The sequence below is a fragment of the Bacillus sp. K7 genome (assembly GCF_053903245.1).
The window spans coordinates 1,984,110-2,009,768 of the sequence record NZ_CP096406.1 but is presented as its reverse complement, the minus strand read 5'-3'; the positions used below and the strand labels follow the sequence as shown (position 1 = coordinate 2,009,768).

Annotated in this window: 26 protein-coding genes, 1 other RNA gene and 1 pseudogene; 20 read left to right on the top strand and 8 right to left on the bottom strand. The window is 40.7% G+C overall.

Features of this window, described 5'->3' with window-relative positions; translation table 11 throughout:
- The first annotated feature begins 88 nt into the window (after positions 1–88).
- From M1D98_RS10095 to M1D98_RS10060, 8 genes are all read left to right on the top strand, one after another.
- Positions 89–292, top strand: a complete 204-nt coding sequence (locus tag M1D98_RS10095; RefSeq protein WP_010331301.1) for a DUF6501 family protein — start codon at positions 89–91, stop codon at positions 290–292.
- Positions 293–633: 341 nt separating this feature from the next.
- Complete coding sequence (locus tag M1D98_RS10090) at positions 634–978, top strand: PH domain-containing protein (RefSeq protein WP_010331300.1); 345 nt, start codon at positions 634–636, stop codon at positions 976–978.
- Between the two features lie 223 nt (positions 979–1,201).
- Positions 1,202–1,693: a TraR/DksA family transcriptional regulator gene (locus tag M1D98_RS10085; protein WP_010331299.1), complete on the top strand. Its 492-nt coding sequence runs from the start codon at positions 1,202–1,204 to the stop codon at positions 1,691–1,693.
- A gap of 149 nt (positions 1,694–1,842) precedes the next feature.
- A complete protein-coding gene (azoJ, locus tag M1D98_RS10080; protein WP_010331298.1) occupies positions 1,843–2,469 on the top strand; it encodes an FMN-dependent NADH-azoreductase AzoJ in 627 nt (208 codons plus the stop codon).
- A 232-nt stretch (positions 2,470–2,701) separates the two neighbouring features.
- A non-coding RNA gene (ssrS, locus tag M1D98_RS10075) (6S RNA) lies at positions 2,702–2,888 on the top strand.
- 141 nt (positions 2,889–3,029) lie between these two features.
- Positions 3,030–4,805, top strand: a complete 1,776-nt coding sequence (gene recQ, locus M1D98_RS10070) for a DNA helicase RecQ (protein ID WP_268559533.1) — start codon at positions 3,030–3,032, stop codon at positions 4,803–4,805.
- A 247-nt stretch (positions 4,806–5,052) separates the two neighbouring features.
- Complete coding sequence (locus M1D98_RS10065; RefSeq protein WP_010331296.1) at positions 5,053–5,901, top strand: LysM peptidoglycan-binding and 3D domain-containing protein; 849 nt, start codon at positions 5,053–5,055, stop codon at positions 5,899–5,901.
- 178 nt (positions 5,902–6,079) lie between these two features.
- Positions 6,080–7,669: a solute:sodium symporter family transporter gene (locus M1D98_RS10060; protein ID WP_121642720.1), complete on the top strand. Its 1,590-nt coding sequence runs from the start codon at positions 6,080–6,082 to the stop codon at positions 7,667–7,669.
- Between the two features lie 33 nt (positions 7,670–7,702).
- Here the strand turns inward: M1D98_RS10060 and desR are convergent, their stop codons facing one another.
- The 5 genes from desR to M1D98_RS10035 form a co-directional block, all read right to left on the bottom strand.
- Positions 7,703–8,302: a two-component system response regulator DesR gene (gene desR, locus M1D98_RS10055; protein WP_010331294.1), complete on the bottom strand. Its 600-nt coding sequence runs from the start codon at positions 8,300–8,302 to the stop codon at positions 7,703–7,705.
- 19 nt (positions 8,303–8,321) lie between these two features.
- A complete protein-coding gene (desK, locus tag M1D98_RS10050) occupies positions 8,322–9,434 on the bottom strand; it encodes a two-component sensor histidine kinase DesK (RefSeq protein WP_456279566.1) in 1,113 nt (370 codons plus the stop codon).
- A gap of 121 nt (positions 9,435–9,555) precedes the next feature.
- Positions 9,556–10,611, bottom strand: coding sequence for a fatty acid desaturase DesE (gene desE / locus M1D98_RS10045; RefSeq protein ID WP_121642719.1), 1,056 nt, complete (start codon positions 10,609–10,611; stop codon positions 9,556–9,558).
- A gap of 159 nt (positions 10,612–10,770) precedes the next feature.
- Entirely contained in the window at positions 10,771–11,748 is a 978-nt protein-coding gene (locus M1D98_RS10040; protein WP_268524482.1) for a S66 family peptidase, read from the bottom strand.
- Between the two features lie 63 nt (positions 11,749–11,811).
- A complete protein-coding gene (locus tag M1D98_RS10035) occupies positions 11,812–12,309 on the bottom strand; it encodes a GNAT family N-acetyltransferase (protein ID WP_010330560.1) in 498 nt (165 codons plus the stop codon).
- Positions 12,310–12,483: 174 nt separating this feature from the next.
- On the opposite strand from M1D98_RS10035, the gene M1D98_RS10030 reads away from it, so the two are divergent.
- The 3 genes from M1D98_RS10030 (at position 12,484) to M1D98_RS10020 (ending at position 15,414) form a co-directional block, all read left to right on the top strand.
- Positions 12,484–13,266 (top strand): VLRF1 family aeRF1-type release factor, encoded by a 783-nt coding sequence (locus M1D98_RS10030; RefSeq protein ID WP_010330561.1) that lies wholly within the window; start codon positions 12,484–12,486, stop codon positions 13,264–13,266.
- 137 nt (positions 13,267–13,403) lie between these two features.
- Positions 13,404–13,940 carry a DUF420 domain-containing protein gene (locus M1D98_RS10025; RefSeq protein WP_010330562.1) on the top strand — a complete coding sequence of 179 codons (537 nt, stop codon included), beginning with the start codon at positions 13,404–13,406 and terminating at the stop codon, positions 13,938–13,940.
- A 121-nt stretch (positions 13,941–14,061) separates the two neighbouring features.
- Positions 14,062–15,414 (top strand): IS1182 family transposase, encoded by a 1,353-nt coding sequence (locus tag M1D98_RS10020; protein ID WP_456279565.1) that lies wholly within the window; start codon positions 14,062–14,064, stop codon positions 15,412–15,414.
- A 191-nt stretch (positions 15,415–15,605) separates the two neighbouring features.
- Here M1D98_RS10020 and M1D98_RS10015 read toward each other — a convergent pair whose 3' ends face one another.
- Positions 15,606–16,283 carry a lysozyme family protein gene (locus M1D98_RS10015; RefSeq protein WP_039074164.1) on the bottom strand — a complete coding sequence of 226 codons (678 nt, stop codon included), beginning with the start codon at positions 16,281–16,283 and terminating at the stop codon, positions 15,606–15,608.
- 191 nt (positions 16,284–16,474) lie between these two features.
- On the opposite strand from M1D98_RS10015, the gene czrA reads away from it, so the two are divergent.
- Positions 16,475–16,798, top strand: coding sequence for a Zn(II)-responsive metalloregulatory transcriptional repressor CzrA (gene czrA, locus M1D98_RS10010; protein WP_026014533.1), 324 nt, complete (start codon positions 16,475–16,477; stop codon positions 16,796–16,798).
- Positions 16,799–16,824: 26 nt separating this feature from the next.
- Here the strand turns inward: czrA and csk22 are convergent, their stop codons facing one another.
- On the bottom strand, positions 16,825–17,370 hold the full coding sequence (csk22, locus tag M1D98_RS10005; protein ID WP_010330566.1) for a mother cell-specific sporulation protein Csk22: 546 nt from the start codon (positions 17,368–17,370) through the stop codon (positions 16,825–16,827).
- A 197-nt stretch (positions 17,371–17,567) separates the two neighbouring features.
- Between csk22 and M1D98_RS10000 the strand changes: the two genes are divergently transcribed.
- The 8 genes and pseudogenes from M1D98_RS10000 (at position 17,568) to xynA (ending at position 23,627) form a co-directional block, all read left to right on the top strand.
- Positions 17,568–18,506, top strand: a complete 939-nt coding sequence (locus M1D98_RS10000; RefSeq protein ID WP_010330567.1) for a helix-turn-helix transcriptional regulator — start codon at positions 17,568–17,570, stop codon at positions 18,504–18,506.
- A gap of 53 nt (positions 18,507–18,559) precedes the next feature.
- Complete coding sequence (locus tag M1D98_RS09995) at positions 18,560–19,045, top strand: GyrI-like domain-containing protein (protein ID WP_010330568.1); 486 nt, start codon at positions 18,560–18,562, stop codon at positions 19,043–19,045.
- 80 nt (positions 19,046–19,125) lie between these two features.
- A complete protein-coding gene (locus M1D98_RS09990; RefSeq protein ID WP_456279564.1) occupies positions 19,126–19,827 on the top strand; it encodes an MBL fold metallo-hydrolase in 702 nt (233 codons plus the stop codon).
- 433 nt (positions 19,828–20,260) lie between these two features.
- Positions 20,261–20,986: a helix-turn-helix domain-containing protein gene (locus tag M1D98_RS09985; RefSeq protein WP_268559771.1), complete on the top strand. Its 726-nt coding sequence runs from the start codon at positions 20,261–20,263 to the stop codon at positions 20,984–20,986.
- A 64-nt stretch (positions 20,987–21,050) separates the two neighbouring features.
- Positions 21,051–21,383 (top strand): chaperone CsaA, encoded by a 333-nt coding sequence (gene csaA / locus M1D98_RS09980; RefSeq protein WP_121643742.1) that lies wholly within the window; start codon positions 21,051–21,053, stop codon positions 21,381–21,383.
- Between the two features lie 496 nt (positions 21,384–21,879).
- Entirely contained in the window at positions 21,880–22,134 is a 255-nt protein-coding gene (locus tag M1D98_RS09975) for a SunI/YnzG family protein (protein WP_010330573.1), read from the top strand.
- A gap of 4 nt (positions 22,135–22,138) precedes the next feature.
- Positions 22,139–22,503, top strand: a pseudogene (locus M1D98_RS09970) (DUF6998 domain-containing protein); the annotation flags it as partial.
- 482 nt (positions 22,504–22,985) lie between these two features.
- The gene (gene xynA / locus M1D98_RS09965) at positions 22,986–23,627 is read left to right on the top strand and encodes an endo-1,4-beta-xylanase XynA (RefSeq protein WP_010330575.1); all 642 of its coding nucleotides are present in this window, start codon (positions 22,986–22,988) and stop codon (positions 23,625–23,627) included.
- A 429-nt stretch (positions 23,628–24,056) separates the two neighbouring features.
- Here xynA and M1D98_RS09960 read toward each other — a convergent pair whose 3' ends face one another.
- Positions 24,057–25,493, bottom strand: a complete 1,437-nt coding sequence (locus M1D98_RS09960; RefSeq protein ID WP_456279563.1) for a flavin monoamine oxidase family protein — start codon at positions 25,491–25,493, stop codon at positions 24,057–24,059.
- Between the last annotated feature and the right edge of the window lie 166 nt (positions 25,494–25,659).

Sequence of the window (25,659 nt, the reverse complement as noted above, 5' to 3'; positions counted from 1 at the left end):
AAGCCAAAATCAATGAATAACCGATATTGCAATTTACAAAAGAAAAAAGCTACAATAAGCTTATAGATATGAAAAGGAGATTTCATTTATGATTCATAACAATTGGTTAGAAAAAGAAACCATCAAAAAGGTAAAATGTGTCCAGACAAACGCAAAAAAATATATCGTAAACCGCGTGTTAACGCCGGGAAAAGAATATGAAGTGAAAAACGAAACAGAGGAGTTTCTCTTTGTCATCGACAATACGAATAAGGTCGGCGGCTATTATAAAGAATACTTCGAGGAGATGTAATGCCTGATATCTTAAAGGATTAGCCAGAAAAAAGATTGAAATCAAAAACCGCAGCCCAGCTGCGGTTTTTTGATCTGGCTAAAACAGGAAAAATAAAACAAAATCAATAACTTGATTTAAAAAAATATTGCTGAATATTGAAACTTTTTTCTTTACACGTGCGTATTACTTGATAACAACAGCACAAAAGGCGAAAAAACACATCAAAAATTTGAAAAATGTAATCTGTTCGTAATGGTTTAAATGTGTTCTATGTCGTATTCTTATATAGGGATAAAGGACTTATTTTTATGTAATGAATGATAAAACAAATAGATAAATGCAGAAAGAGGGGTTCTTCATTGGGTATTTTTTCTGTTAACAGATCAACGGACGCAAAGAAGCTTGAAGCTTTGCTCGTTGAAGGGGAAAGAATAGAATCGATTTATAAGCTCCGGGTTGACCAAATTTGCTTTACAAATAAACGGATTATTTTCTTTGACAATAAGATGTTTTCTAAAAAGAAAGTTCGTGTATTTCTACCATATAAAACAATTGAAAGCTTTGCGATCCAAGAAGCGGGCATGTTTGATCCAGACACTGGACTTTTATTGATGACAAGAAGCAAAACCTTTGAGTTAGAATTTGCGAAAGACACCGATTTAAGCGAAGTTCAAGCTGTGCTGACAAAGCACTTATGCAGCTGAATATTTGATGAGCCAGCCGTTCAAAAATGGTTAGGCTTTTTTTATGTAAAAACAGAGCAGAGTGCACATACCGTGTACGGCAAGAGGAGAAGGGAAATAAAGAAAACCAAAACATTTCATAATCGCCGATGGTCAGAATCCGTAAAAAAGCAGCAGCTCTCCTTTCCATCAAATGTTTGACAGGAGCCAAAACGGGAAACAGGATAGAAAGGAGAGGATACATATGACACTGACAAAAGAACAAAAACAGCATCTCTACCATAAATTACTCGATATGAAAAAGGAATTGTCTGACGGGAAAAAGGAAACAGAATCAATGACGGAAGAAGTGGGGGAGCTAACGAACGGAGTTGACAACCATATGGGGGATCACGGCACACTTGTCACAGACCGGATGACAGACCAAACGGTGAGAGAAATTGACCGGGAGCTTTTAGAGGAGGTCAATCATGCGTTACAAAAAATGAAAGACGGAACGTATGGTGTGTGTGAAAAAACGGGCCGAGACATTCCTTATGAAAGGCTTGAAGCCGTTCCCTATGCAAGAATGACAGTAGAAGCTCAAGCAAATACGGAGGATGATTTGGAGACAGATGCTCCGTCATTTGAAAGAGAGTTTCACGAACAGGTAAAAGATTTATCCAATGAAGAAACAGTTGATCAAAAAAGCTCACAAACGTATGAAATTTTGGATCGAGAACAAGATTCGAAGTGAAAATGGCTAGCAAGTACACCTATAGTAGATGTACTTGCTTTTTTTTGAAATAAATCTCACATTCAAAATAAAGTGATTGACTTCGGGTAGAAAAGAAAGTAACATACTATTTGTAAGTAAATATAAAAAGTTTACCGGGAGGAATACAAATGTCTACAGTATTATTTGTAAAATCAAGCGATCGTACAGCTGAAGAGGGCGTTTCAACTAAACTTTACGAAGCTTTCTTAGCTGCTTATAAAGAAAACAACCCTGCTGATGAAGTGGTTGAATTAGATCTTCATAAAGAAAACCTTCCTTACCTTGGAAGAGATATGATTAACGGAACGTTTAAAGCAGGTCAAGGAATGGACATGACAGAAGAAGAGAAAAAACAAGCAGCAATCGCTGACAAATATCTCAATCAGTTTGTAAAAGCTGACAAAGTTGTTTTCGCATTCCCGCTTTGGAACTTCACAGTGCCGGCAGTGCTTCATACTTATGTTGATTACCTGTCTCGTGCAGGCGTTACATTCAAATACACACAAGAAGGGCCAGTTGGTTTAATGGGCGACAAAAAAGTTGCGCTTCTTAACGCGCGCGGCGGCATTTACTCTGAAGGACCAATGGCTGCACTTGAAATGTCATTAAACTTCATGAAAACAGTTCTTGGTTTCTGGGGCGTTCAAGACTTGCACACAGTTGTCATCGAAGGACATAACGCAGCGCCTGATCAAGCGCAAGCAATTGTTGAAAAAGGATTACAAGAAGCAAAAGATCTTGCTGCAAAATTCTAATGAAGCAGAAACTCCTATCGTTGCGATAGGAGTTTTTTGTTCACATCTATTATATAGAAGAAAGTAATCATTCCTCGTGGCGGAATAGGTTGTTTTTCTTATTGTAATATATTTTGTGTTTGTCGAATCGTCAGATATAATAGCGAAAAATCAGTTTTTATTGCTGGAAAAAGTTTTTCTAAACAATTGTTCTGAGCTCTTGATAAAAATCGACTGATGGTGTACTATATAAAAGAAGCTACTTTGTGCGTATTGTTAATTAAGTTTTAACCTTTAAGCTGTAATAGGGAGTTTTATATCGAAGCCGGAATGTCATGCCTCCAGTGTAGAGGACGACAGGAACGCTTCTGCAAACACCCACTTTGAGGAGTGGTGGTTTAAAACTTTCTTACTTGCATACGGCAAGACGTAGCGAAAGCCATTTCCTTTTTGGAAATGGCTTTTTATTTTATCTAAATAGGTTTGATATCGTGAAAATTCAATTTCAGTGTGAAAGAAATGAAGGGCGATTTTTTATGATATGATAGGAGAAATTCAAGAAAAAGCGAGGTTTACACGTTATGTTACATAGAGCCCAATCCCTTCTGGCTCATTATTTTGGCTACGAAAAGCTTCGCAACGGCCAAGAAGAAGCGATCCGCTCGGTGACGGAAGTGAGGCAAAACACAGCCTGCATTATGCCGACGGGAGGAGGGAAATCAATTTGCTATCAAATTCCCGCCCTGATGTTTGAAGGAACGACGATTGTCATTTCGCCGTTGATTTCCTTGATGAAGGATCAAGTCGATGCGTTAGAAGAAGCGGGGATCAGCGCCGCCTATATCAACAGCACACAATCCAACCAGGAAATATATGGAAGGTTGAACAGGCTTAAAGAAGGGGCTTATAAACTCTTTTACATTACACCGGAGCGATTAACATCCGCTGAGTTTATTCGGATTTTACAGGGGATTGATGTGCCCTTAGTCGCAATAGACGAGGCACACTGTATTTCTCAATGGGGACACGATTTCAGGCCAAGCTACAGGAATATTGAAATATTGTTCCGAGAATTACATGACAAACCTGTCATCATGGCATTAACAGCAACGGCAACACCCGAGGTCCATGAGGATATCTGCAAACAGCTTCATATTCATAAAGAAAATACGGTCTATACCGGATTTTCCCGTGACAATCTAACGTTTAAAGTAGCAAAAGGAGAAAATAAGGACCGTTTTATTGATGAATATGTGCAGCAAAACAAACATGAAGCAGGCATTATTTATACAGCGACCCGAAAAGAAGCTGATCGGATTTATGAGAAACTGAAACGAAACCAGATTCGTGCAGGGCGGTATCACGGGGGCTTGGCTGACGATGTGAGAAAAGAGCAGCAGGAGAGGTTTCTTAATGATGAGCTGCAGGTTATGGTGGCAACCTCTGCTTTTGGAATGGGCATTGATAAATCAAATATAAGATTTGTTTTGCATGCCCAAATTCCGAAAGATATGGAAAGCTACTATCAAGAGGCTGGACGAGCTGGGCGGGACGGTCTTGAAAGCGAATGTGTTCTCCTGTTTTCGCCGCAAGATATTATGGTGCAGCGTTTTTTAATTGAACAATCAGAACATGAAGAGAAACAAAAGCAGGATCTAAAAAAACTGAGACAAATGGTCGACTATTGTCACACGGAAGATTGTCTACAGCGTTTTATTCTTATGTATTTCGGAGAAAAGGAGCCTGATGCGTGCGGACACTGCGGGAACTGCACCGATACAAGGACGGCCCATGACGTGACGCGAGAGGCGCAAATGGTCTTATCGTGTATCATTCGCATGAAAGAACGATTTGGCAAGATGATGGTTGCCCAGGTGCTGGCCGGGTCTAAAAATAAAAAAGTTCTTGAAAACGGCTTTACCGATCTCTCAACATACGGGATATTAAAACACCAATCAGTAGGGGAAATCAGTGACTTTATCGAATTTCTGATTTCTGACGATTTCATTAGGATGTCAGATGGAACATTTCCGACTCTTATAGTCAGCAGTAAAGGAAGCAATGTACTGAGAGGGGAATTATCTGTAACAAGAAAAGAAGCAATAAAAGCGGCTGCGATTACTGAAAATGATGAACTGTTTGAACGTCTGCGGGTGGTTCGCAAAGAAATTGCAGCAGAGCAGGGGGTTCCGCCATTTGTCGTTTTCTCTGACCAAACATTAAAAGAAATGTCAGGCAAACAGCCTGTAAATGACGAGGAACTTTTGTCAATAAAAGGAGTCGGTGAACAAAAAAGAGCAAAATACGGCCGGCTTTTTTTACAGGAAATACAAGCTTATGCAAGAGTGACAGACTAAAAAAATAGGAAATCAACCTTTTTTTCTATAAAAAACACATTTTATTTTCTCTTTTTCGCCTCAAATGAAAACGACTTATGAAGCCTATGATACCAAGGGTTCAGCAAGTCTTTCCAGCCGAGAGAAATCCTTCATGTAAAGGAACTGTAATCTAAATCATATCTTTTTGTTATTGATTTGACATTTACGTGTGTTACGATAGCACCTGTTAGCCGCCAATAAAAAGCTAACAAGGGAGGATTTACTTATGAAGAAGACGATTATGTCCTTTGTAGCAGTTGCTGCACTTTCATCAACTGCATTCGGAGCTCACGCTTCTGCAAAAGAAATCACGGTGCAAAAGGGTGATACGCTCTGGGGAATCTCTCAGAAAAACGGAGTGAACCTAAAGGACTTAAAAGAATGGAACAAGTTAACTTCTGATAAAATCATTGCAGGAGAAAAACTGACCATTTCTTCAGAAGAAACAACCACTACTGGGCAATATACAATTAAAGCGGGAGACACGCTGACAAAGATTGCTCAACAATTCGGAACGACAGTCAACAACCTGAAAGTTTGGAATAACTTAAGCTCTGACATGATCTATGCTGGATCAACACTATCAGTAAAAGGTCAGGCGACAGCAGCAACTGCGGTTACTGAGAATACGCAAACAAGCGCACCTCAAACTGAAGCAAAACAAGAAGCTGTACAAAAAGAGCAACCTAAACAACAACCAAAACAAGAAACAAAGGCTGCAGCAGAAACTTCTGTTCCTACAGAAGAAAAGGCTGTTCAATCAAATACAAATCATCAAGAAGCTTCAAAAGAGCTAACAGTTACGGCTACTGCTTATACTGCTAACGACGGCGGCATTTCCGGCGTTACAGCAACAGGCATTGACTTAAACAAGAACCCGAACGCGAAAGTCATCGCGGTTGATCCTAATGTGATTCCTTTAGGTTCTAAAGTCTATGTTGAAGGCTACGGTGAAGCAACAGCAGGAGATACTGGCGGCGCTATTAAAGGAAATAAAATCGACGTATTTGTACCTAATAAAAGTGATGCATCCAATTGGGGCGTCAAAACTGTAAATGTAAAAATCTTAAACTAATCATATAGATTGTGATAAAAGACGCAAGCTCTTGGCTTGTGTCTTTTTCGTTTGTATAGCTATGTTTCTATCTTATGCTGATAAAAGAAAAGCGCTCCTGATGTTTTTCGCGTGTGAAAAATGGGTAGATGGTATATGTCCCTATCATCTAACTATGTGCAGAAGGAGTTGCTGACTGTTGCTTTGGATTATTGTATCTTTTCTGATTATCAATATTGGGATATTTCTATTTTCATGGCGGAGAACAAAGGAGGTCAACTTGCAATCGTCCGATGGATATTTCCTCGGGGGAAGAAGTCTTACTGCGTTATATATCGGAAGTTCGCTGCTGTTAACCAATTTATCAACCGAGCAGATGGTTGGGTTAAACGGACAAAGCTATGCAGGGTCTATGACAGCGATGTCATGGGAAGCGAGTGCGCCGCTTGCGTTAATTTTTCTGGCACTTGTCTTTTTGCCCCGTTATTTAAAAACAGGAATTACTACCATACCTGATTTTCTAGAGAAGCGGTTTGACCAAAGAACAAGGCAGATCGTTTCCGTACTGCTTATTATCGGATACGCTGTTTCATTCCTGCCGACAGTACTGTATTCAGGGGCTCTTGTGTTGAATCAAGTATTCCGCATTACAGAGACATTTGGCATCAGTACATTTATGGCTGTCTTGCTGATATCCTTAATCATTGGCGTAACGAGCTGCTGTTATATCTTTTTCGGCGGATTGAAAGCCGCTGCATCAGCGGATGCCATATACGGAATCGGATTAATTTTAGGCGGTTTTTTTATTGTGGTATTAGGTGTTCTTGCAGTCGGGCAGGGCAGCTTTGGGGGCGGAGTTGCGCAACTGACCACTTTACATACGGAAAAGCTCAATTCAATTGATATCAGCAATTCGGCAGATGTGCCGTGGCCAACGATTTTAACAGGGCTTTTAGTGAACAATCTCTTTTACTGGGCTGTTAACCAAGCAATCGTTCAGCGGACATTAGGAGCGAAAAATCTAGCTGAAGGGCAAAAGGGCGCTCTTTTAGCAGGTTTCTTTAAACTGATTGGCGTGTTTTATTTAGTCGTGCCTGGAGTGATTGCCTTTCATTTATATGGAGGCGGCATTGGAAATGCTGACAGTGTATATCCTCGGCTGATCGTCGATTTATTGCCTGCATCGCTTACCGGTGTATTTGCCGCTATATTATTCGGAGCGATTTTAAGCTCGTTCAACGGCTCTCTGAACAGTACCATTACGTTGTTTACTCTAGATATATACAAACCGGTATTTAAGCCTCATGCAGATGAAGCTGATCTCGTCAAAACAGGACGGATTTTTGTCGCGGTTCTCGGGCTCGTTTCGATTGTCATTGCGCCTTTTATTTTATATGCGCCATCAGGGCTGTACAACTATCTTCAAGAGATGTTCGGATTTTTTAATGTTCCGATATTAGCGGCGATTGTCATTGGATTCTTTACAAAAAAAGTGCCGGCTTTAGCTGTGAAAATAGCAATACCAGCCCATATTGTTTTATACGGCTTATCAAAAATCTATTTAGGGCACATTCATTTTCTATACATCCTTGCCGTGCTCTTTCCATTTTCAGTGGCTGTGATGCTTCTGACAGGAAAGCTGTATCCGAGGGAAACGGATTATAAGCTTGATCACAACCCGCAAGTGGATGTCACACCTTGGAAACACGTAAAACTGGCGTCAGGCATCATTTTGATTCTGGTTGCGGCGACGTATCTTTTGTTTTCACCATGGGGAATTGCGGGTTAGCAAAAAGGATCTTGGCATTTGCCAAGATCCTTTTTATTTAAACCAGCCTTTCTCCTTTGAGCGGGTAATGGCTTCTATTCGGTTTTTTACTTCAAGTTTGTCTAGAATCATTGAGATATAATTTCGAACTGTCCCGCTTTTGATGCTGAGCTCCTGAGCGATTTCTTTTGTGTTTTTACCGTCAGCGACAAGTTCGAGCACTTCTTTTTCTCTGTCTGTAAGAGGATTAGCTTCGCTGTATATGTCTTCCATCAACTCAGGTGCATAAATGCGTTTTCCGTTCATGACGCTTCGGATGGCGCTCGCGAGCTCTTCGCTCGGGCTGTCTTTCAACAAATAGCCCTTAACGCCAGCTTTAATGGCTCTCTGAAAGTAGCCGGGTCTGGTAAAAGTGGTTAAGATTATAATGTTGCAGCCGGTATTTTTTAACTCCTCAGCAGCTTCAAGCCCCGTTTTTCCAGGCATTTCTATGTCCATGATGCATACATCAGGCTGATGTGTTTTGACAAAATCAACAGCGTCTTGACCGTTTGTCCCTTTGCCGACGACTTCCATATCATCTTCTAAATTCAGAAGTGATCCTAAAGCGCCTAAGAGCATTTGCTGATCTTCCGCAATAAATATTCGAATCATGTAAGTCACCCTTTTTTGTTTATTTAGAGTTATTAGGAATTGACATGGTAAGCGTGGTGCCGTTTTTTGTATCAATGTGAAGGCTTCCGTTTGCGAATTCAAGACGTTCTCTCATGCCAAGCAGGCCATGTCCTTTTGAAAAGTACTTCTCTTCACCTTGAAATGTTCCATCATCAGTCACTGTAATGACAACTTCCTTCCAGAGCTGCTGAATGTCGACTCGGCAGTTCTTAGCTTGGCTGTGTTTGACGACATTAGTGACAGCTTCTTTTAAGCACATGCTCAATATGTTTTCATTAAGCAATGAGATATTTTTTGGCAATTGATCTTCCTCGTAGATAAACGTAATGCCGGCTGCTTCAAGAATTTGTTTAATGTTTATGATTTCATCCTTGAGCCGGATGCCTTTCATGGAAGATACGATTTTTCTGACTTCATTTAAAGACGTTCTCGCTGTTTGCTGAACGCTTTTCAGTTCACGTGTTGCTTGTTCAGGATCTTTGTATATCAATTTTCTCGCCAAGTCGCTTTTTAAACCGATGAGAGACAGCTTTTGCCCTAGTGTGTCGTGGAGGTCACGGGCAATTCGCTGCCGCTCTTCTAATTTCACCAGCTCAGCAATCCGTTCATTTGCATCCTCTAGTTTTTCTTCCAGTCGTTCGCGTTCCTTGCGGCTTCTGATACTGAAGGGCAATAAAATCGCGCTAATGAGGGTAATGACGACAAAAGGGATCTGAGTCAGAAAGAATTCTTTTTTTAATACGAGGCTGAAATTGGCTGCAACGGCTGCGCTTATTAAATGGACGTAATATAAAATATGAAAAGGGACACGTTCTTTTATGTTTCCAATAAAATACGCGATAAAAAAAGCAAAATAAATATAACTGAACAGCGTAATCGAGGCGGTTGAAATGCCGATTAACAAAAACGCCCACAAATAAATGGACCAGCCTTTTGAAACAAAAGCAAATCGATATACCGAAAAAAACAAAAGCGTCAAAATGATGCCGATGATGATAACAAATGTAGATGATGATTTCCATATAAAGTAGAAGGGGAGGATGAAAAATATTGTCCATATATAGGGCGTAATCCCGTTTAGTTTTTGAAATGTAAAATGCTTTTTAATCATGATATTCCCTCATTTTCAGCTTTTCATCTTACATGTAACTTTATCATTGCGAAAGCCAGAATGCATCCTTGAATAATAAAAAGGAAGCCTTCTTGTGTATAAGAGAAGACCTCCTTCATCATCAGGCGTTCCGCAGCTTTTGTTTTTCTGTTGAATCAGGCGGAAGGCTGGAAGGGATATGTTTGATATCCCGAAATGATACAAATTGTTTTTTATCTTCATCCCAAAGGCGGAAACCAAGTGACTGCAAACTCGTTTTTAAGGTGATTGTCGGTACGTTTTTTAATGGCTCGTGATGTTCATGTGCAACTTCAAGCTTATAGTTAGGAACCTTGGGGCTCAAATGGTGTACGTGGTGGTACCCGATATTTCCTGTGAGCCATTGAAGCAGTTTCGGGAGTTTGTAAAATGAACTGCCTTCCACAGCTGCCTGCACGTAACTCCAATTTTCATCCGCTTCAAAGTAAGAATCTTCAAAGGTATGCTGCACATAAAAGAGCCATACACCGATTGAGCCTGAGATCAGAAAAATAGGGCCTTGCACCAGTAAAAACGATTGCCAGCCAAAGATTAGGCAGCAAACAGCAGCCAATGCCACGATTGCCAGATTTGTAAGGTAAGTGTTAACACGCTCCTTACGTCTTGCCCCTTTTTTGTTAAAACGGTTCGTAATCAGAAAAACATAAATCGGTCCGAGAATAAACATGACAAACGGATTTCTATAAAGTCTGTATGCAAGCTTTGTTCGTCTGGATGCAGCTTGATATTCGTTTACTGTTAACATCCAGATGTCTCCTGTTCCGCGTTTATCCAGATTGCTGCTTGTCGCATGATGAATCGAATGGCTGTGCTGCCATTGAAGATAAGGGAAGAGAGTCAGGACACCAGTCACAAAACCGAGTATGTGGTTATACCGCTTTTGTTTGAAAAATGATTGATGGCAGCAGTCATGGAAGATGATAAAGATCCTTGTCAAAAATCCTGCGGCAATCACTGTTAATGCTATCGTAAGGAGATAGGAGACATTGAGGCACAGATAAGCAAGAAACCATAGTCCAAAGAAAGGAATAAACGTGTTCGAAAGCTGAATCAGGCTGTTTTTTGTTTCGGGCTTAGCAAAAGCAGCGACTTGCTTTGTCAGCTGTTTTTGTTTTTGCGCAGTGGTTTGTTCAGTCATAGTAAGTATCCTCTCATTGTGTGTCTCGGTTAAGTATACGCGAATGAGAGGAGTTCTTTGTAGTAGCACCCATCATACACCCTATATGACATTTGTCATGTCGTGCCGCTTGCATCACTGTTTACGCTAAAAAAGCTTGTAAAATAATTTACAAGCTGATTAATGTTTATCGATCCATATTCGTGATGCACCTGAAACAGCTTCTATCCTGCATGTTCCCCCTATAGGAAACGTGGCAATTGGTGAAGTGTGGCCGGCATTTATATTTGCGATGATTGGGAGGCCGGATAATTCTTTTTTTGTTCCAATCATGGCTTTTACCTGCTCTATTGATACATTGGATGCTTTTTGAAATCGGCCGATCAAAATCGCCTTCACATGATAAAAAGCGGGGAGGTGGATGAGCGATTGCAGATCACGGTCAAACATATGGATGTCTGACATATGATCATCTTCAATCAATAAGATGGAATTCTCTGTTTCAGGAAAATACTCCGTTCCCTGCAGCAAATTAAGTGTGCATAGGTTTCCGCCAATCAAGGTGCCTTCCGCAAAACCCTCTTGGATCACAACAGGGCCTTCATGAGGAAAAAAGCGCCTGTTTTCTTGATCCAAATACCAGCGATCATCGCTCCATTCGCCAGAAGGGTGAACCTCAAACGGACTGTCCGAAGCGCAGCAAGAAAGAAAATACTCTTTTGTATAGTCGAGTCCTTTTTTCATTGCGAATGTTGAGAAGTGGGGGCCTGAATACGTAACAAGGCCCGTTTTTTGATAAATGGCGTTGCAAAGAGCCGTGATATCGGAATACCCGCACAGAATTTTTGGATGCTGTTTGATTTTATCGTAATCAAGATAACGCAGCAGCTGATTTGAATTGAAACCGCCGAGTGTCGTTAAAATCGCTTTGACACCTGGATCGAAAAAGGCAGCGTGCAGATCATGGACTCTTGATTCAATAGAGGATGAATCAAACTCGTTACATTCATTTGCATGTTCAGCAATGGTTACCCGATAACCTAATCGTTCTAACGCCGTTTTTGCTTGAATTTTTGTTTCATTTGATAATAGAGACATGCTGGTCGCGGGAGACACGATCCGGATTTCGTCTCCCTTTTTCAGTTTTGAGGCGTACATAGATTCCTCCAACAATGGTTTTACACCATTAGAGCACACCTTGGTTCATTCTTCCAGACCTTTTTACAAATCAACCCACTTAATGCTGCCTGATTGTGTATCATGATCAATGCATACTGTAAATTCATGTTTTTCATAAAAATGAATCAGCCGGTCTACATGATTCCAATCCCGTTTGGCAATGTCCCCTGTGACTTTTGGGATATTGTGGTCTCTGGCGATATCTTTTATATATTTCATACAAATGGAACCAAACCCGTGATTCGGGGGGCCTTTTATGTCGCCGATATGAATGGCATCTTCCTTGTAGGACGCTACAAGTGAAAAACAGTCTTTTCCTCTATAAGCCGTTTTACAATCAGTAAGCATAATTTTGCATGTTTGGCCATCATCAATCGAGGAAACAATCATCCATTCTTCATGTTTCGATTGATCAATACCAAGCACTTTGGCATCTTTAGATAGATCCTTCATATTCTCCTGCATGCGGTAAATTTGAAATTCTAAATCATGCAGTTCTTCCTCTAGTTCTTCGCGATTTTTTTCTTTAACAGTAAACAAGACCAAACTCCTTTCAACAAACCGTTTTCAGAAACACAGTTATCAATTGTATTAGATGAAAGGGGCATCTGTAAATAACAAATCCATTATTAGTAGAAATTAGCGCAAAGTAAGGTTTGATTGTTTCTAAGAGAGGAAAAAGAAAACTAACTTGTTGAAAAAGGAGGAATTGGAATGGCGATTGATTCATTGATTAAGAAATTACACTATGTCCAATTGGAACCGCCCGATAAAATTCTCTCCCTATATCTCAATACAGACATGAGAGATCCCGAGCAGCAGGGGGGAGAATGGAAGATTGCCCTAAAGTCAGGATTTGGCCGATTAAAAGAGTATTTGGCAGCAAGTGATCCAGAGGAAGAGAAGTGTCTGGAAGGGATCAGAACGAAGATTAATCAATACCTTAATAAAATGGGGAAGGATATGCCCCGAAGTCTCGTGTTTTTTGTTTCCGATAGCGGTATATGGGAACCAATAAAGCTACAAATCCCTGTAGAAACAAGATTTTACTGGGAAGAAACAGCTGTTCTGGATCAGTTGAGGGATTTGCGTCAAACATACCCAAGCACGGCGTTTATTTTAACGCAGCAGCATGAAGTGAAAATTATTGAAACCGTTTTAGGTAAAATTGAGGCGGTTGAGCATTATGAGTATGATATCATCAATGAGTCTTGGGAGAATCGCCATTCCTCTGCAGAAAAAGCGGTGCCGTTTGAAGAGGATCGAATGAGGGAACATGTAACGGAAAACCAAACAAGACTGTATAAGCGGCTGGCTGCCAACCTTGATCAAAAAGCAGCCGCGAAAAGATGGGAACGAATGGTTATCGCCGGTGATAAAGAAACAGCGGATATTTTGGATCAGCATATGAATAAACCGATTCATTCGAAAATCCAAAAGAACCTGTTGAATGAAAATGAACATAAAGCTGTTGAGCATTTAATCAAAGAGGCGTGAAATCGAACAGGGCCGGGGCTGCAAGCTGCCGGCCTTTGAAGTGTGTCTAATTTCTGACGAAGCATTCCAAAACGTTGACAACCTCTTTGAATTTGCATACGATTTGGATAGTCAGTACAAATAGGAGAGATCATCAAATGAATCAAACAGAAAATAAACCGAAAAATTATACGGGGATTGTCCTTACGCTGACAGTTCTGATTAACGGTTTAATCGCAGTGCTGTTTTTTATGCCTAAATTAGACCAGTTCAGCCATGCGAATATTCACATTTTGCCAATGCTGAATGCGATATTCAACAGCTTTACATTTATCTTTTTATTGGCCGCGCTGATGATGATTAAACAGAAAAATATTAAAGCTCATAAACGCTTTATTCTAGCAGCTTTTACAACAACATTACTATTTTTGGTTTGTTATGTTGTTTACCATTCGATCGCGGAGAATACGCTGTATGGCGGGGAAGGTATCATGCGTCCGATTTACTTCTTTATCTTAATTTCGCATATCGTCCTTTCTGCAGTCATTGTGCCGCTTGCGCTGTTTACACTGATCAGAGGCTTCAGCATGCAGGTCGAGCGCCATAAAAAAATAGCCAGATGGACAATGCCTTTGTGGCTGTATGTAAGTCTTACAGGCGTTATTGTATATCTGATGATATCACCGTATTATTAAAAGCCATACTCAGTATGGCTTCAGGCTGTCGAGAAAATCTCGACAGCCTTTATTTTTCCTTAAAATATCCATTCTCGTGTAATAAAATAAAAGAAAGACTAAAAAGGATGGTGTCTTTCTTATGTTCCACACAAGAAATTCTTCTCAAAACGCAGCCGAATTTGTTCTGCTTGACCAACTCGTCGAAGAGGATCATTTGCTTCGAAAAATCGATAAACACATAGACTTCTCTTTTATCATTGAAAAGGTTAAGCCTTACTACAGCGAAAACAAAGGCCGCCCCTCACTCGATCCGCTGATTTTATTCAAAATGATGTTTATCGGCTACCTCTACGGTATCCGTTCAGAAAGACAGCTTGAAAAAGAAATTTACTACAATATGGCGTACAGATGGTTTTTGGGCCTGAATATCAATGACCCAGTTCCGCACCACTCCACCATCAGCTGGAACAGACGCACACGCTTTAAAGATACAACGATTTTCCAAGACATTTTTGATGAGATCGTTCTTCAGGCCATCAATCATGATATGGTGGGCGGACGTGTCCTTTTCACTGATTCAACTCATCTGAAAGCCAATGCCAACAAGCACAAATACACAAGAAAAACGATTGAACAGGATACACAAAACTATATCAAAGATTTAAATGAAGCCATTCAAGAAGATCGGGAGGAGCACGGAAAAAAGCCATTACCAGCCAAAGAGGAGGTGAAAGCTGAAAAAGAGATCCGCCACAGTACAACTGATCCTGAAAGTGGATATATGTATCGTGAAAACAAACCGGAGGGTTTCTTTTACTTAGATCACCGAACAACGGATATGAAACATAACATTATCACCGACGCCTATGTTACGCCTGGAAATGTCCATGATTCTGTGCCTTATCTTGGCCGATTAGATCACCAAATTGCACGATTTCATTTTGAAGTAGAAGCCGTCGCTCTTGATTCTGGTTATTTAACGACTCCGATCTGTAAAGGGTTAGCCGACCGCCATATTTTTGGCGTTATTGCGCATAGACGATATCACCCTACTAGAGGTTTGTTTCCAAAATGGAAGTTTCATTATGACAGTGAAAAAGACAGATACATTTGCCCGAACCAGCAAACACTTACATACTCAACAACTGACCGAAAAGGCTACCGGTCATATAAATCAAATCCTGAAACCTGTTTCGCGTGCCCATTGCTTGAACAATGCACAAGATCAAAGAACCGCCAAAAGGTCATCACCCGGCATGTATGGGAGGACCACAAAGAAAAGATCAGACAAAATCGCTTATCTGTTTCAGGAAAAAACCTCTATAAAAAAAGAAAAGAAAAAATAGAGCGAAGCTTTGCAGATTCAAAACAGCTGCATGGGCTTCGCTATTGCAGGTTGAGGGGAAAACGGAATGTGAGTGAACAAGTTCTCCTCACAGCCGCATGCCAGAACATGAAGAAGATTGCCACATACCTAGCCAAACAGGGCTAGGTATGTGGGAGCTCTTTTTCAGTTTTTGAAATCCGCTGAACAACTAAAGAAACAGCAGAAAACAAAAAAGGCTTGTAGAAAAAACGTCGTTTTCTCTACAAGCTGAAGCCATACTCAGTATGGCTTTTTTGTGCTTGTAGACATGCCAAAAGCCCAAATAGTTGGGCTTTTGCGTGCAAATGGATAGACTCCTATTTATGGGCCTTTGATTCCATGGTTTCAAGTGTTGCAACCTGTAAAGATTCTTCAACAGTTTTTGTTTTTTCTTTTACTTTTTCTGCATACGTATAATCACCGTAGCAATACGGATAGCGGAAATTATTCACATTTCCCCCGCAAGTATACAGATCGGGATTTCTTTTGACTTGCTGCTCGGAGTATTGTTTTGCCAATTCCTCAGTATGCGTTCCTCCATGTTCAGCTACAAAATCAATGTAACCTGCCCCCATGTTGTAGCTTTGAATAATGGTATCCAAATCCACACCTTTTTCCTTACCGGTCTTGTACATGAGGGTAAATTGCTTGATGCCTTGTTTAACACTGAGTTGAGGGTCTGTGATCTCATTGCGTTTTAACCCCAGAGATTCAGAGGACTGCATAGGATCATTGCCTTTTCCTTTTGACTCCTGATACATCATGCCAAGTATGAGTGATGTATAATTGGTGAGTCCTTGATTTTCAAGCTCGTCTTCCACCAGCGGTTTATAATCAGTTAAACGTTCCAAAACAATCATTTTCGTGTCAATCGGAAGTTTCTTGATTAAATCCCGGTTAAAAAAAAGCAAGACGAATAAAAAAGAGGCGGTGACAAAGACAAAAATCATCATAAAACCCGCAGCAGCGAAACAGCCTTTTCTCTTTTTCTTCACTGTGTTTCACCCTCAATGTTTGGAGCAGTATGACCTCTTTATTATGACACAGTACGATATATCAGACCAAGTAAAAACCTGATTTGAAACATAAATTTAACCTATGAGATTGAATTGGAACACAGGCGGCTGGTTTGCACCCAAGCACATTTGTTATAAAATAAAACTATGAATAAAGAAAGGTGATACAGATGACTGAATTTAGAGAAATGGAGCGGGCGGCTGCTGATCTGGACGAGGAAACCTTGTTTCTTGTCGCGCAAACGTTCAAAGCGCTTTCTGATCCGACCAGAATCAGGATTCTCCATTTATTATCCCAAGGTGAACATGCTGTAAACGGAATTGCAGAAAAACTGAATTTATTGCAATCCACCGTTTCCCACCAGCTCAGATTCTTAAAAAATCTCCGGCTTGTCAAATCGCGAAGAGAAGGAACATCCATTTATTACTCTCCGGAGGATGAACACGTTTTAGATGTTCTTCAGCAAATGATCCATCATACCCAACATGATTAAAAAAGACATCCTTGCGTTTATCGCTGTTAGCGGGCAAGGATGTCTTTTGCTTTATTCTGTCCGTTCTGATCGAGTTCGTTTCTGCTGAGCTTGATGACGAACGAAGAAAAACCGATATAATAAACAGCTATTAGAAAAAAGACGCCAATTGTCAGAGGATCCGTTCCGATTGACTGACTGTACGATCCAAGGCTGTTTAAATCAGGTGAAGTATGATACAGCTCTGTCACTCGATACAGAAATCTAGAAAGGAATAAGGTTAAAAGAATCATTTCTACCCAAATATGAGTGCGAAAATAAATTTTTCCTCTGCGTTTTTCAAAGGAGATGTTTCTTTTGGCGAAAAAGACAAGAAGCCAGCCGCCAAGAGTGCCGAAAATGAGATAACCATATAAAGACGGATGAATGATGCTGAAGATTGAAAGACCGAAAGCAAACAGTGAGAAAAGAATCATACGGGTGAACAGCCAGCGAGGCCTCAGCGGCTGATATCCGATGGACCTTTTAATTTTTTTATACAGAAAAAAGATAATAATCATGGCAGGATAAATGCTTTGAAGTGTAAGATGCATGATGTGAAATCCCCTCCGTTGAGAAGTGTATGCTTATCCGGTTCAAAATAGTAATACTTGACACAAAAAAGAAGGGGAGACCCCTGTATTCATACCATATGCGGGATTTCGTTGGGCCGCATAATAGATATGCCCAAGCTTTATGAAAATGTTAAGATAGATTTTTTTGTAAAACAATGGAAGAAAAGGTGCGTAAAATGAAATTGGAACGTTTGTTAGCAATGGTTGTGTTATTAATCAGTAAAAAACAAGTACAGGCCGCTGAACTTGCTGAGATGTTTGAAGTATCTGTAAGAACAATTTACCGTGATATTGAGACGATCAATAGAGCTGGTATTCCAATTGTGACCTCACAGGGCTCCGGAGGCGGAATTGGCATTATGGAGTCGTATCGGCTTGAGAGAGAGTGGCTGAAAGAGGAGGAGTTATTTGCGATTGCTTCTGCTTTGCAGAGTGTCTCGTCTATGTATGAACCCGCCTCTCACAGTACAGCTTATCAAAAAATCAAGCATCTTATACCGGAGAAGTCTGCTGAAGCATTTCAGCACCAAACTGAAAAATGGTTTATTGACATGACGGCTTGGGGCCAAACTGAGGATCAAAAGGCGCTTCGTGAGAATATCAGCGCCGCCATTGATCAATTGTCAACCATATCATTTACATATACAAACGCAAGCGGGGAAACACTTCATCGTCAAACGGAACCTTACACGTTGGTTTGCAAGGCGGGACACTGGTATTTATACGCCTATTGCCTGATTAGAAACGATTTTCGCTTTTTTAAATTGAATCGGATGAATGATCTGACCATTTTATATCAATCATTCACCAGAAAAGACATTCAGCTGGATACCTTGCCATGGGATAAGAATTGGTACCAAAAGGACCGCTTAACTGAACTGGTCATTCTTGTTCAGCCGGCAGCACGCCAGCGCATACGGGAATGGTTCGGAAATGAAGTTCTTCATTATGATAAAGATGAAATTTGCCGGGCAGTCATTTCTCTTCCAGACGATCAATGGCTGATCGGGTTTTTGCTGCAGTTCGGAAAGGATATTGAGATTCTGAAGCCTCTCCATATACGGGATAAAGTAAAAGATACCATTCATCAAATGCAAAAAGTTTATGAAACCTGACACACTGCTGTCAGGTTTCTTTTTTTATAATCTAGGTAAAAAGGAGGGATCGTATGAGTTTTTCACATATGACACACTTAGAACAGAAACGGTTTGCCGGGCTTTCACAACGGACCACCAATGCTTTGGAAATGACGGAACAAAGGCGGATTCCGGCACTGTGGGATCAATTCTGGCAGCTCGATATGAGCGCTCTATTCTCGCAGGCTGAGAAAGATCAAAACATTATCGCCTTATATTCCAATTACGAACAGGAGACGAATGGGCTCTACACATTTTCAGTCGGTACGTTTCAGAAGGAAAGTAGCACTCTTTCGGAACCCTATGAAACCATTGATTTGCCAGCTTCCGATTATGCCGTTTTCACTTCCAGAATCGGTCCTATTGAAGAAGTTGTGCTTGAAACGTGGAAGGAAATTTGGTCTTGGGATAAGCGTCATCTCCGCACATTTACAGGTGACTTTGAAATGTACGATCAAAGTGCAGCAGTACCTCAGCGGGCGCAAGTTCGCATATATGTCGCCATAAAACACTCATGAACTGAATGCTTGAGAAAACGAATGGTGTTAGTTCATAATAAAACTAACACCATTCGTTTTTTAATAGGGGGACTAAATAAATGAGAGTGACTCAGTACCAAACGGTTTGGCAGCTGACTTTTTTGCCGGCATTATTTCCGGTCAATTGCTATTTAGTAGAGGAAGAAAACGAAGTCACCCTTATTGATGCCGCACTTCCGGGCAGCTATAAAGGAATCATTCAAGCTGTAAATCAGCTGGGAAAGCCCCTTCAGCATATTTTACTGACCCATGCACATGGGGATCATGTCGGCTCACTGGATGCATTGACAGAAGCATTTCCCCATGCAAAGGTGATGATCTCAGAACGGGATTCTTTCCTGCTGCAAGGTGACAGATCCTTGCGTCAAGATGAAGCACAGACACCCATTAAAGGAGCTATGGCGAAACCCATACAAACAAAGCCTCACCAGCTGCTGACAGGCGGTGAAACAATCGGTTCTCTGCTTGCGATCCCCACACCGGGCCATACACCGGGCAGCATGTCATTTATTGATACAAGAAACGGCACGATCATAGCTGGTGATGCGTTTCAATTGCGCGGAGGAATTGCTGTATCAGGACAGGTGAAATGGACGTTTCCTTTTCCCGCATTCGGCACATGGAATAAGGAGGAAGCCATTAAAAGCGCACAATTGCTCACCGACAAGGCGCCTTCGTGTCTCGCGGTGGGACATGGGAATTTCCTGAGATCACCCGCAGAACGGATGCGCCAGGCCATCCAAAAAGCAAAGATAGGGTGATTCCGCTACGCCTTCTTTAGCTCATGCATCTGTTGATTTTGCAGTTTAAATAAAGAATATTATGAAGCAGTTTTCCTTAAGGTTCAGAACGAAAGAGCAAATCTCAGACCAAAATGTCTAGCTTGTCTTTGAAGCTCGTTGAAAACAGTTATACAGACGAAGAGGCTGCCATTCGCGCGACAAGAAGCCTGGTGCAAGGCTTTACGGTTTTCATCACAAAAGAAGCTTTTGAACGTAAGAGGATATTTCAGAAAGCTGCCATTTTCAATTCGGACGTATTTGTCAGGATTATTAATAGACAATAAAAATATGATGTATAGTCTTATATTTCTGAATATTGTATAATGTCAAAGTATTATAAGGGCGGCAGTCTTTATATGAAATGTCGGAATACCGTTCCCGAATGAAAAGAAGACCAAAGGAGAGGAGGGGATTGCTGATGGACTCGCTTCAAGAGATCATTTGCGAAAAACGGACATATACACGTCTTTATCATTCACATCGGCATGCGTACAGCCAATTTCTTTTTCCGCTTGAAGGGAGTATTGATCTTGAGACGGAGGGGCGCGAGGTGAAATTAAAGCCGGATCATTTTTTGTATATTCCGCCTGAGTGCGAGCATCGTTTCCGTTCAATTGGCAGAAATGAGTGTCTTGTACTGGATGTTCCGCTTTATGCGATGAAAATTGATGAGTATCATGCGGGATCGGGAATTGAAGCTGCACTTGATCCTTTCTGGTCTTCCATCAGGTATTTACTGACGGAGGAAGCAAAAGCGGGCACTGCAAACTCGCTGCATATGCTTGTTCAATACATAAAAGAAAAACTGCAATCCCACACCTACGCCTCAATTGCCTACATTCACAGCCATTTATTTGAGCGGCTGACGATTAAAAAGCTGGCAGACATCGAGCATTATCACCCAGCCTACTATTCAAGCTGGTTCAAGAAGCAGACGGGAAAGTCGCCGCAGAACTATATCGCTGATCTTCGTCATGAGGAAGCGAAACGAATGCTGATGGAGAAAAAGGAAACCCTTACTGTCGTCAGCGAGGTGCTGGGCTTTCAAAATCTCTCTTCATTTACAAGATGGTTTACACAAAGGACAGGCATGCCGCCCCGTCTATATCAAAACACCTTATATTTGGATAAAAAATGATCGTTTTTTGGTTAAACAAACATTGGAGATCTCTTTTATAATGGGAGAAAAAGGGGTTATCGATATGGCAGTCATTGAAGATTTTGAGAAGTTGGATATCAGAACAGGCACGATTGTAAAAGCGGAGGAATTTCCTGAAGCAAGAGTCCCGGCGATTAAGCTTGTGATTGATTTTGGAGCAGAAATCGGCATGAAACAGTCCAGTGCGCAAATCACAAAGCGCTACCAGCCAGAAGACCTGATCAACAAGCAAATCATAGCAGTCGTCAACTTTCCGCCGCGCCGGATTGCCGGATTTAAATCGGAAGTACTGGTTCTTGGCGGCATACCCGGGCAGGGCGACGTTGTCTTGCTGCAGCCGGGGCAGCCAATCCCAAACGGCACAAAAATCGGATAACACAAAAAAGACGTTTGCCTTAGGCAAACGTCTTTGCGTATTGAGGCGATGCACCACACGCCACATTCGTGTGCGCCGCAAAGGGCATGTGCATCGGCTTACACAATTCAGCTCATCGCTATATGAATATAGCATGGCGGGTGCAGAAATGCAAGGATTACTTTGTCATTTTATAATCCGTATCTTATGTTGCTATATTTACTGTCATGTAGATGTACATCTTAGGATTGGGGTATTGAGTAATAGCGAGTTGGTTTTTTGTGATAGGATGTTCCAAACCCAGTCATGATCAATGCAGCTTTTGAGACTTATTGAATTTCTTTATGCTGTGCGCACTATTTCAGCATCATTTGAGCTACAAGCTGCCAACGATAGGCTCAAAGTGAATGCGGTTATTGTAAATTTAATTTTTCTTTAATATCATTGCATTTCTCTTTAAGACTTTCTGGCGTATGTTAAAATTTTACTGAACTCAAAGTCAAAAGGGGAATGTTTTATGCTGGGAATCAACGTTGAAAAATCAAATGAAAACTTAATAATCAATTGGCAGCTAACCAAAATTGAAATTCCAATCAAAGAAATTAACGATGTATTCCTTGACCCAAACTATGGGGGAGAGGAGAAAAGCGCAGTCAGGATTGGGTTTCCTTACGGCTCAACGGATAGGGTAGTAATTAAAACAACAAATAATACTTACATTTTGTTCACCACTAATGCTGCTTCAATTATGAGTAAAATTGTTTCTTACTGACCACCTGAGATATGAAATGAATATATTAAACTGTAATCCTACAGAATTGAGGCATTTAATTGGCAGGATTGGTGAATTCATTTGTGCACTTCAAACCAATGGCACTCTGGCACGTCAACCAATCATGACGGATTTGATGTTGTGAGTAATAGCAGACGGATTAGTGTAAAAACAACAGCTCAATTAAGTGGTTTTATTCCCATAAATCAAAATACAAATAATGATTTTGATGATTTTAACATTATTTATTTTGGGCCAAAGGAAGAAGTGAAAACAATCAGTAAAGTTTACGGAGGTAAATATGAAGTTAGTATTGGACAACTAAAGAAACTTAATAGAGAGTATCAATTCAATAAAACAATTGTTTGAAAGCAACCATCCCCTCAAAATAAAGGGGATGTTTCTTTACTATTCACATGCTTGATCTTTGAACTCTGGTTTTTCTTTAGCATCAACATACGATGAGGTTATCGTGCTTTTGACTTGATCTAATTTTAGCAGTCTCTTCAGAATAAGACAGAAGTAAGAAGAACATCGGTGTATTCATCATTAATTACTTATCGCCAACTGTGTACTGTTTATTAATTTCATAAAGAGAGTCACTTTCTTGAGTACGATTCCTTCTAAGTTCTTTTCTTTGGCCAGATTGAAGCAAGTGAAACAAGACCACCTATCATGCAAATTTAGTCCTTTGTAATTAAATTACAAATACTCATCATATTCACTCGTGAATTCATGGTATTATATTGAAGGGAACGATCAAAAGCTTTCGGCTTAGTAAGTAAGAATGGTTTAAACATGTACGAGTGCCACCTCATGCAAAATCAGAAAAAATATAAAGGAGGTAACATATGTTTAAGCTTAAAAAGAAATTCTTAGTTGGATTAACGGCAGCTTTCATGAGTATTAGTTTGTTTTCGTCAACCGCCTCTGCAGCTAGCACAGACTACTGGCAAAATTGGACGGATGGGGGCGGAATAGTAAACGCTGTCAATGGGTCTGGCGGAAATTACAGTGTGAATTGGTCTAATACCGGAAATTTTGTTGTTGGTAAAGGTTGGACTACAGGTTCTCCATTTAGGACAATAAACTATAACGCTGGCGTTTGGGCGCCGAAAGGCAATGGATATTTGACTTTATATGGTTGGACGCGATCACCTCTCATAGAATATTATGTAGTGGATTCATGGGGTACTTATAGACCTACTGGAACGTATAAAGGTACGGTATACAGTGATGGGGGTGTATATGACATATATACAACTACACGTTATAATGCTCCATCCATTGATGGCGATAACACTACTTTTACCCAGTACTGGAGTGTTCGCCAGTCGAAGAGACCAACTGGAAGCAACGCTACAATCACTTTCAGCAATCATGTTAACGCATGGAAGAGTCACGGAATGAATCTGGGTAGTAATTGGTCTTACCAAGTCTTAGCGACAGAGGGCTATCAAAGTAGTGGAAGTTCTAACGTAACAGTGTGGTAACAGGTCATCACGGGTAGCTAACGGGCTGCTGATCGTTCCTTAAGAGTTTTTGTCATTTGTTATTGTGAGTTACTAAGAAGCGACGGTCTTTTTGCTGGAATCCTAATATATGACTTCAATGGTAAATGATTATTAAACAAACATTAAGAACATATGTCACGCACTTCCAACAATGCAAGTAGAAGCAGCAGATAAGATGGATTTTAAAAGTGTGACCTCACTTGTAACCTGACCAAATAAAAAAAGCGATGAACTGCGCTGTGTATGGCTTTGTAGTACCTCTTTTGACACGCCACATTCGTGTGCGCCGCAAAGGGCATGTACATCGGCTTACACAAATCAGCTCATCGCTATATGAAATAGCATGGCGGGTGAATGAATGTAAGGATTTCTTTGTTATAGACAACAAGATTTAGCACAGAGCAAGATCTAAGATAAACGATTGACCTCATAAGCGGCACGGATCCCGGATTCAATTGCACCTTGCATCCATGCATGAGTGAGTGAGACGTGTTCTCCAGCGAAATGAACTCTTCCCTCAGGGACAGGGATATAGGGATACAGTTCTAATTCTTGACCTGGTTCCATAGCTGTAAAGGCTCCCGCAGAATAAGGATTTTGACTCCAGCTAAAAGAGGCGCCCGACACAAACTCAGCCCATACAATATCGCCATATATTTCAGATAAATTCAGTAACGAATACTGAATACGCTCTCCTTCTGAAAGACTGTCCCACATCAGTGCCTCGTCCGCCCACGTATAACTCGCCAGAACAACAGCATGTCCATTTTCTCCAATACCAGTGCTTGGATAATACGAAAAACGAATCGGAAGATCAGTAATCGATTTGCCACCGCGCTGTCCGGCTTTTTCCCAAAATCGGCTTTTAAACTCTAAGCCGATTTTTGTTGCGCTCATATAGTTCAGTTCACGAATAGCCCTTCGTTTATAGTAGGAAAATGAATGGTATGGTTCGACTTTCACAAATCGCAATGTTGAAAAAGGAATGGTGATAATAGCGAGATCAGCTGTGAACGTTACATGTTCTGCTGTTTGTTGGTGCCGACAATGGATCGTAACACTAGTCGCATTTTGAGACACTTTCATCATTTTTTGATGGTATAGAATATTTGTTTTTAGTTGAGGAAGAAACGCGTAAGGAAGCCGATCCATGCCGCCTGTTATTTCATAGAAGTGAGTGGGCGAAGTAAAAAGGATGGATTCCCGTAACACCTCAACAAGGGACATCCCCATATACGCTTCCATATCCAGTAGGACACCAATCATATCGATCGCACCATATGAAAAATAAGTGCTTAAAAACGAGCTTAACGAGTCATTTTTGTATTGTTTTTCAACAATCAGCCAATTTCTCGCAGGATTTTGATAAATAAAATGCAGAATAGGCTGTAATACAGAAAGCAACAGCTCTTCAGCGGTTTTTCCTTGTTCGTTTCGTGCAACGGGGTATCTTAAGATCTGAGGATGTCGTTCAAAAAGATGGAGACGTGTTTTGATCCCATTTGTATAAATGATGTCCATTGGGCTTTTGTTGATAAATACATTTGTCGGCAGCCTGAATTTTTTAATATATTCTAAGGTTAACATATGGATATTCGGAATGCGCATCGGGCCAACATTAAAGTACAAACCATCACTAAAGGGAGATCTCAACGTGCGGACACGGCCGCCTGCTCTGCCGCTCGCTTCAAGAATCGTTACTCTGTGTCCGGCATTTTTCAGCAAAGATGCTGATACCAGCCCGGCCAATCCAGCTCCCACAACAATAATATGCTTTGGATGATGTGATGCGTTAAGTCCGTTTCTAATGATCTTCACCATGTCTTCATTTGTTAGAGAAGTCACTTTTTAGAAGCACCTCTTTTATGAATATATGACATTATATTCAGTGAAAAGGGCGTTTATCACGTTCTGTTCACAACTTTTGTGTTAGGAATGCCAAACGGACATATATTCTCGTTTAAAAACAATATGTTGTGCTGTGAATATATTGAAAAATATCTTAGGTGAA

Coding starts and splice junctions, on each gene's coding strand:
- M1D98_RS10095 (WP_010331301.1), top strand. CDS start 89: ATGATTCATAACAATTGGTTAGAAAAAGAAACCATCAAAAAGGTAAAA.
- M1D98_RS10085 (WP_010331299.1), top strand. CDS start 1,202: ATGACACTGACAAAAGAACAAAAACAGCATCTCTACCATAAATTACTC.
- azoJ (WP_010331298.1), top strand. CDS start 1,843: ATGTCTACAGTATTATTTGTAAAATCAAGCGATCGTACAGCTGAAGAG.
- recQ (WP_268559533.1), top strand. CDS start 3,030: ATGTTACATAGAGCCCAATCCCTTCTGGCTCATTATTTTGGCTACGAA.
- M1D98_RS10065 (WP_010331296.1), top strand. CDS start 5,053: ATGAAGAAGACGATTATGTCCTTTGTAGCAGTTGCTGCACTTTCATCA.
- desR (WP_010331294.1), bottom strand. CDS start 8,302: ATGATTCGAATATTTATTGCGGAAGATCAGCAAATGCTCTTAGGCGCT.
- desK (WP_456279566.1), bottom strand. CDS start 9,434: ATGATTAAAAAGCATTTTACATTTCAAAAACTAAACGGGATTACGCCC.
- desE (WP_121642719.1), bottom strand. CDS start 10,611: ATGACTGAACAAACCACTGCGCAAAAACAAAAACAGCTGACAAAGCAA.
- M1D98_RS10040 (WP_268524482.1), bottom strand. CDS start 11,748: ATGTACGCCTCAAAACTGAAAAAGGGAGACGAAATCCGGATCGTGTCT.
- M1D98_RS10030 (WP_010330561.1), top strand. CDS start 12,484: ATGGCGATTGATTCATTGATTAAGAAATTACACTATGTCCAATTGGAA.
- M1D98_RS10025 (WP_010330562.1), top strand. CDS start 13,404: ATGAATCAAACAGAAAATAAACCGAAAAATTATACGGGGATTGTCCTT.
- M1D98_RS10020 (WP_456279565.1), top strand. CDS start 14,062: ATGTTCCACACAAGAAATTCTTCTCAAAACGCAGCCGAATTTGTTCTG.
- czrA (WP_026014533.1), top strand. CDS start 16,475: ATGACTGAATTTAGAGAAATGGAGCGGGCGGCTGCTGATCTGGACGAG.
- csk22 (WP_010330566.1), bottom strand. CDS start 17,370: ATGCATCTTACACTTCAAAGCATTTATCCTGCCATGATTATTATCTTT.
- M1D98_RS10000 (WP_010330567.1), top strand. CDS start 17,568: ATGAAATTGGAACGTTTGTTAGCAATGGTTGTGTTATTAATCAGTAAA.
- M1D98_RS09995 (WP_010330568.1), top strand. CDS start 18,560: ATGAGTTTTTCACATATGACACACTTAGAACAGAAACGGTTTGCCGGG.
- M1D98_RS09990 (WP_456279564.1), top strand. CDS start 19,126: ATGAGAGTGACTCAGTACCAAACGGTTTGGCAGCTGACTTTTTTGCCG.
- csaA (WP_121643742.1), top strand. CDS start 21,051: ATGGCAGTCATTGAAGATTTTGAGAAGTTGGATATCAGAACAGGCACG.
- M1D98_RS09975 (WP_010330573.1), top strand. CDS start 21,880: ATGCTGGGAATCAACGTTGAAAAATCAAATGAAAACTTAATAATCAAT.
- xynA (WP_010330575.1), top strand. CDS start 22,986: ATGTTTAAGCTTAAAAAGAAATTCTTAGTTGGATTAACGGCAGCTTTC.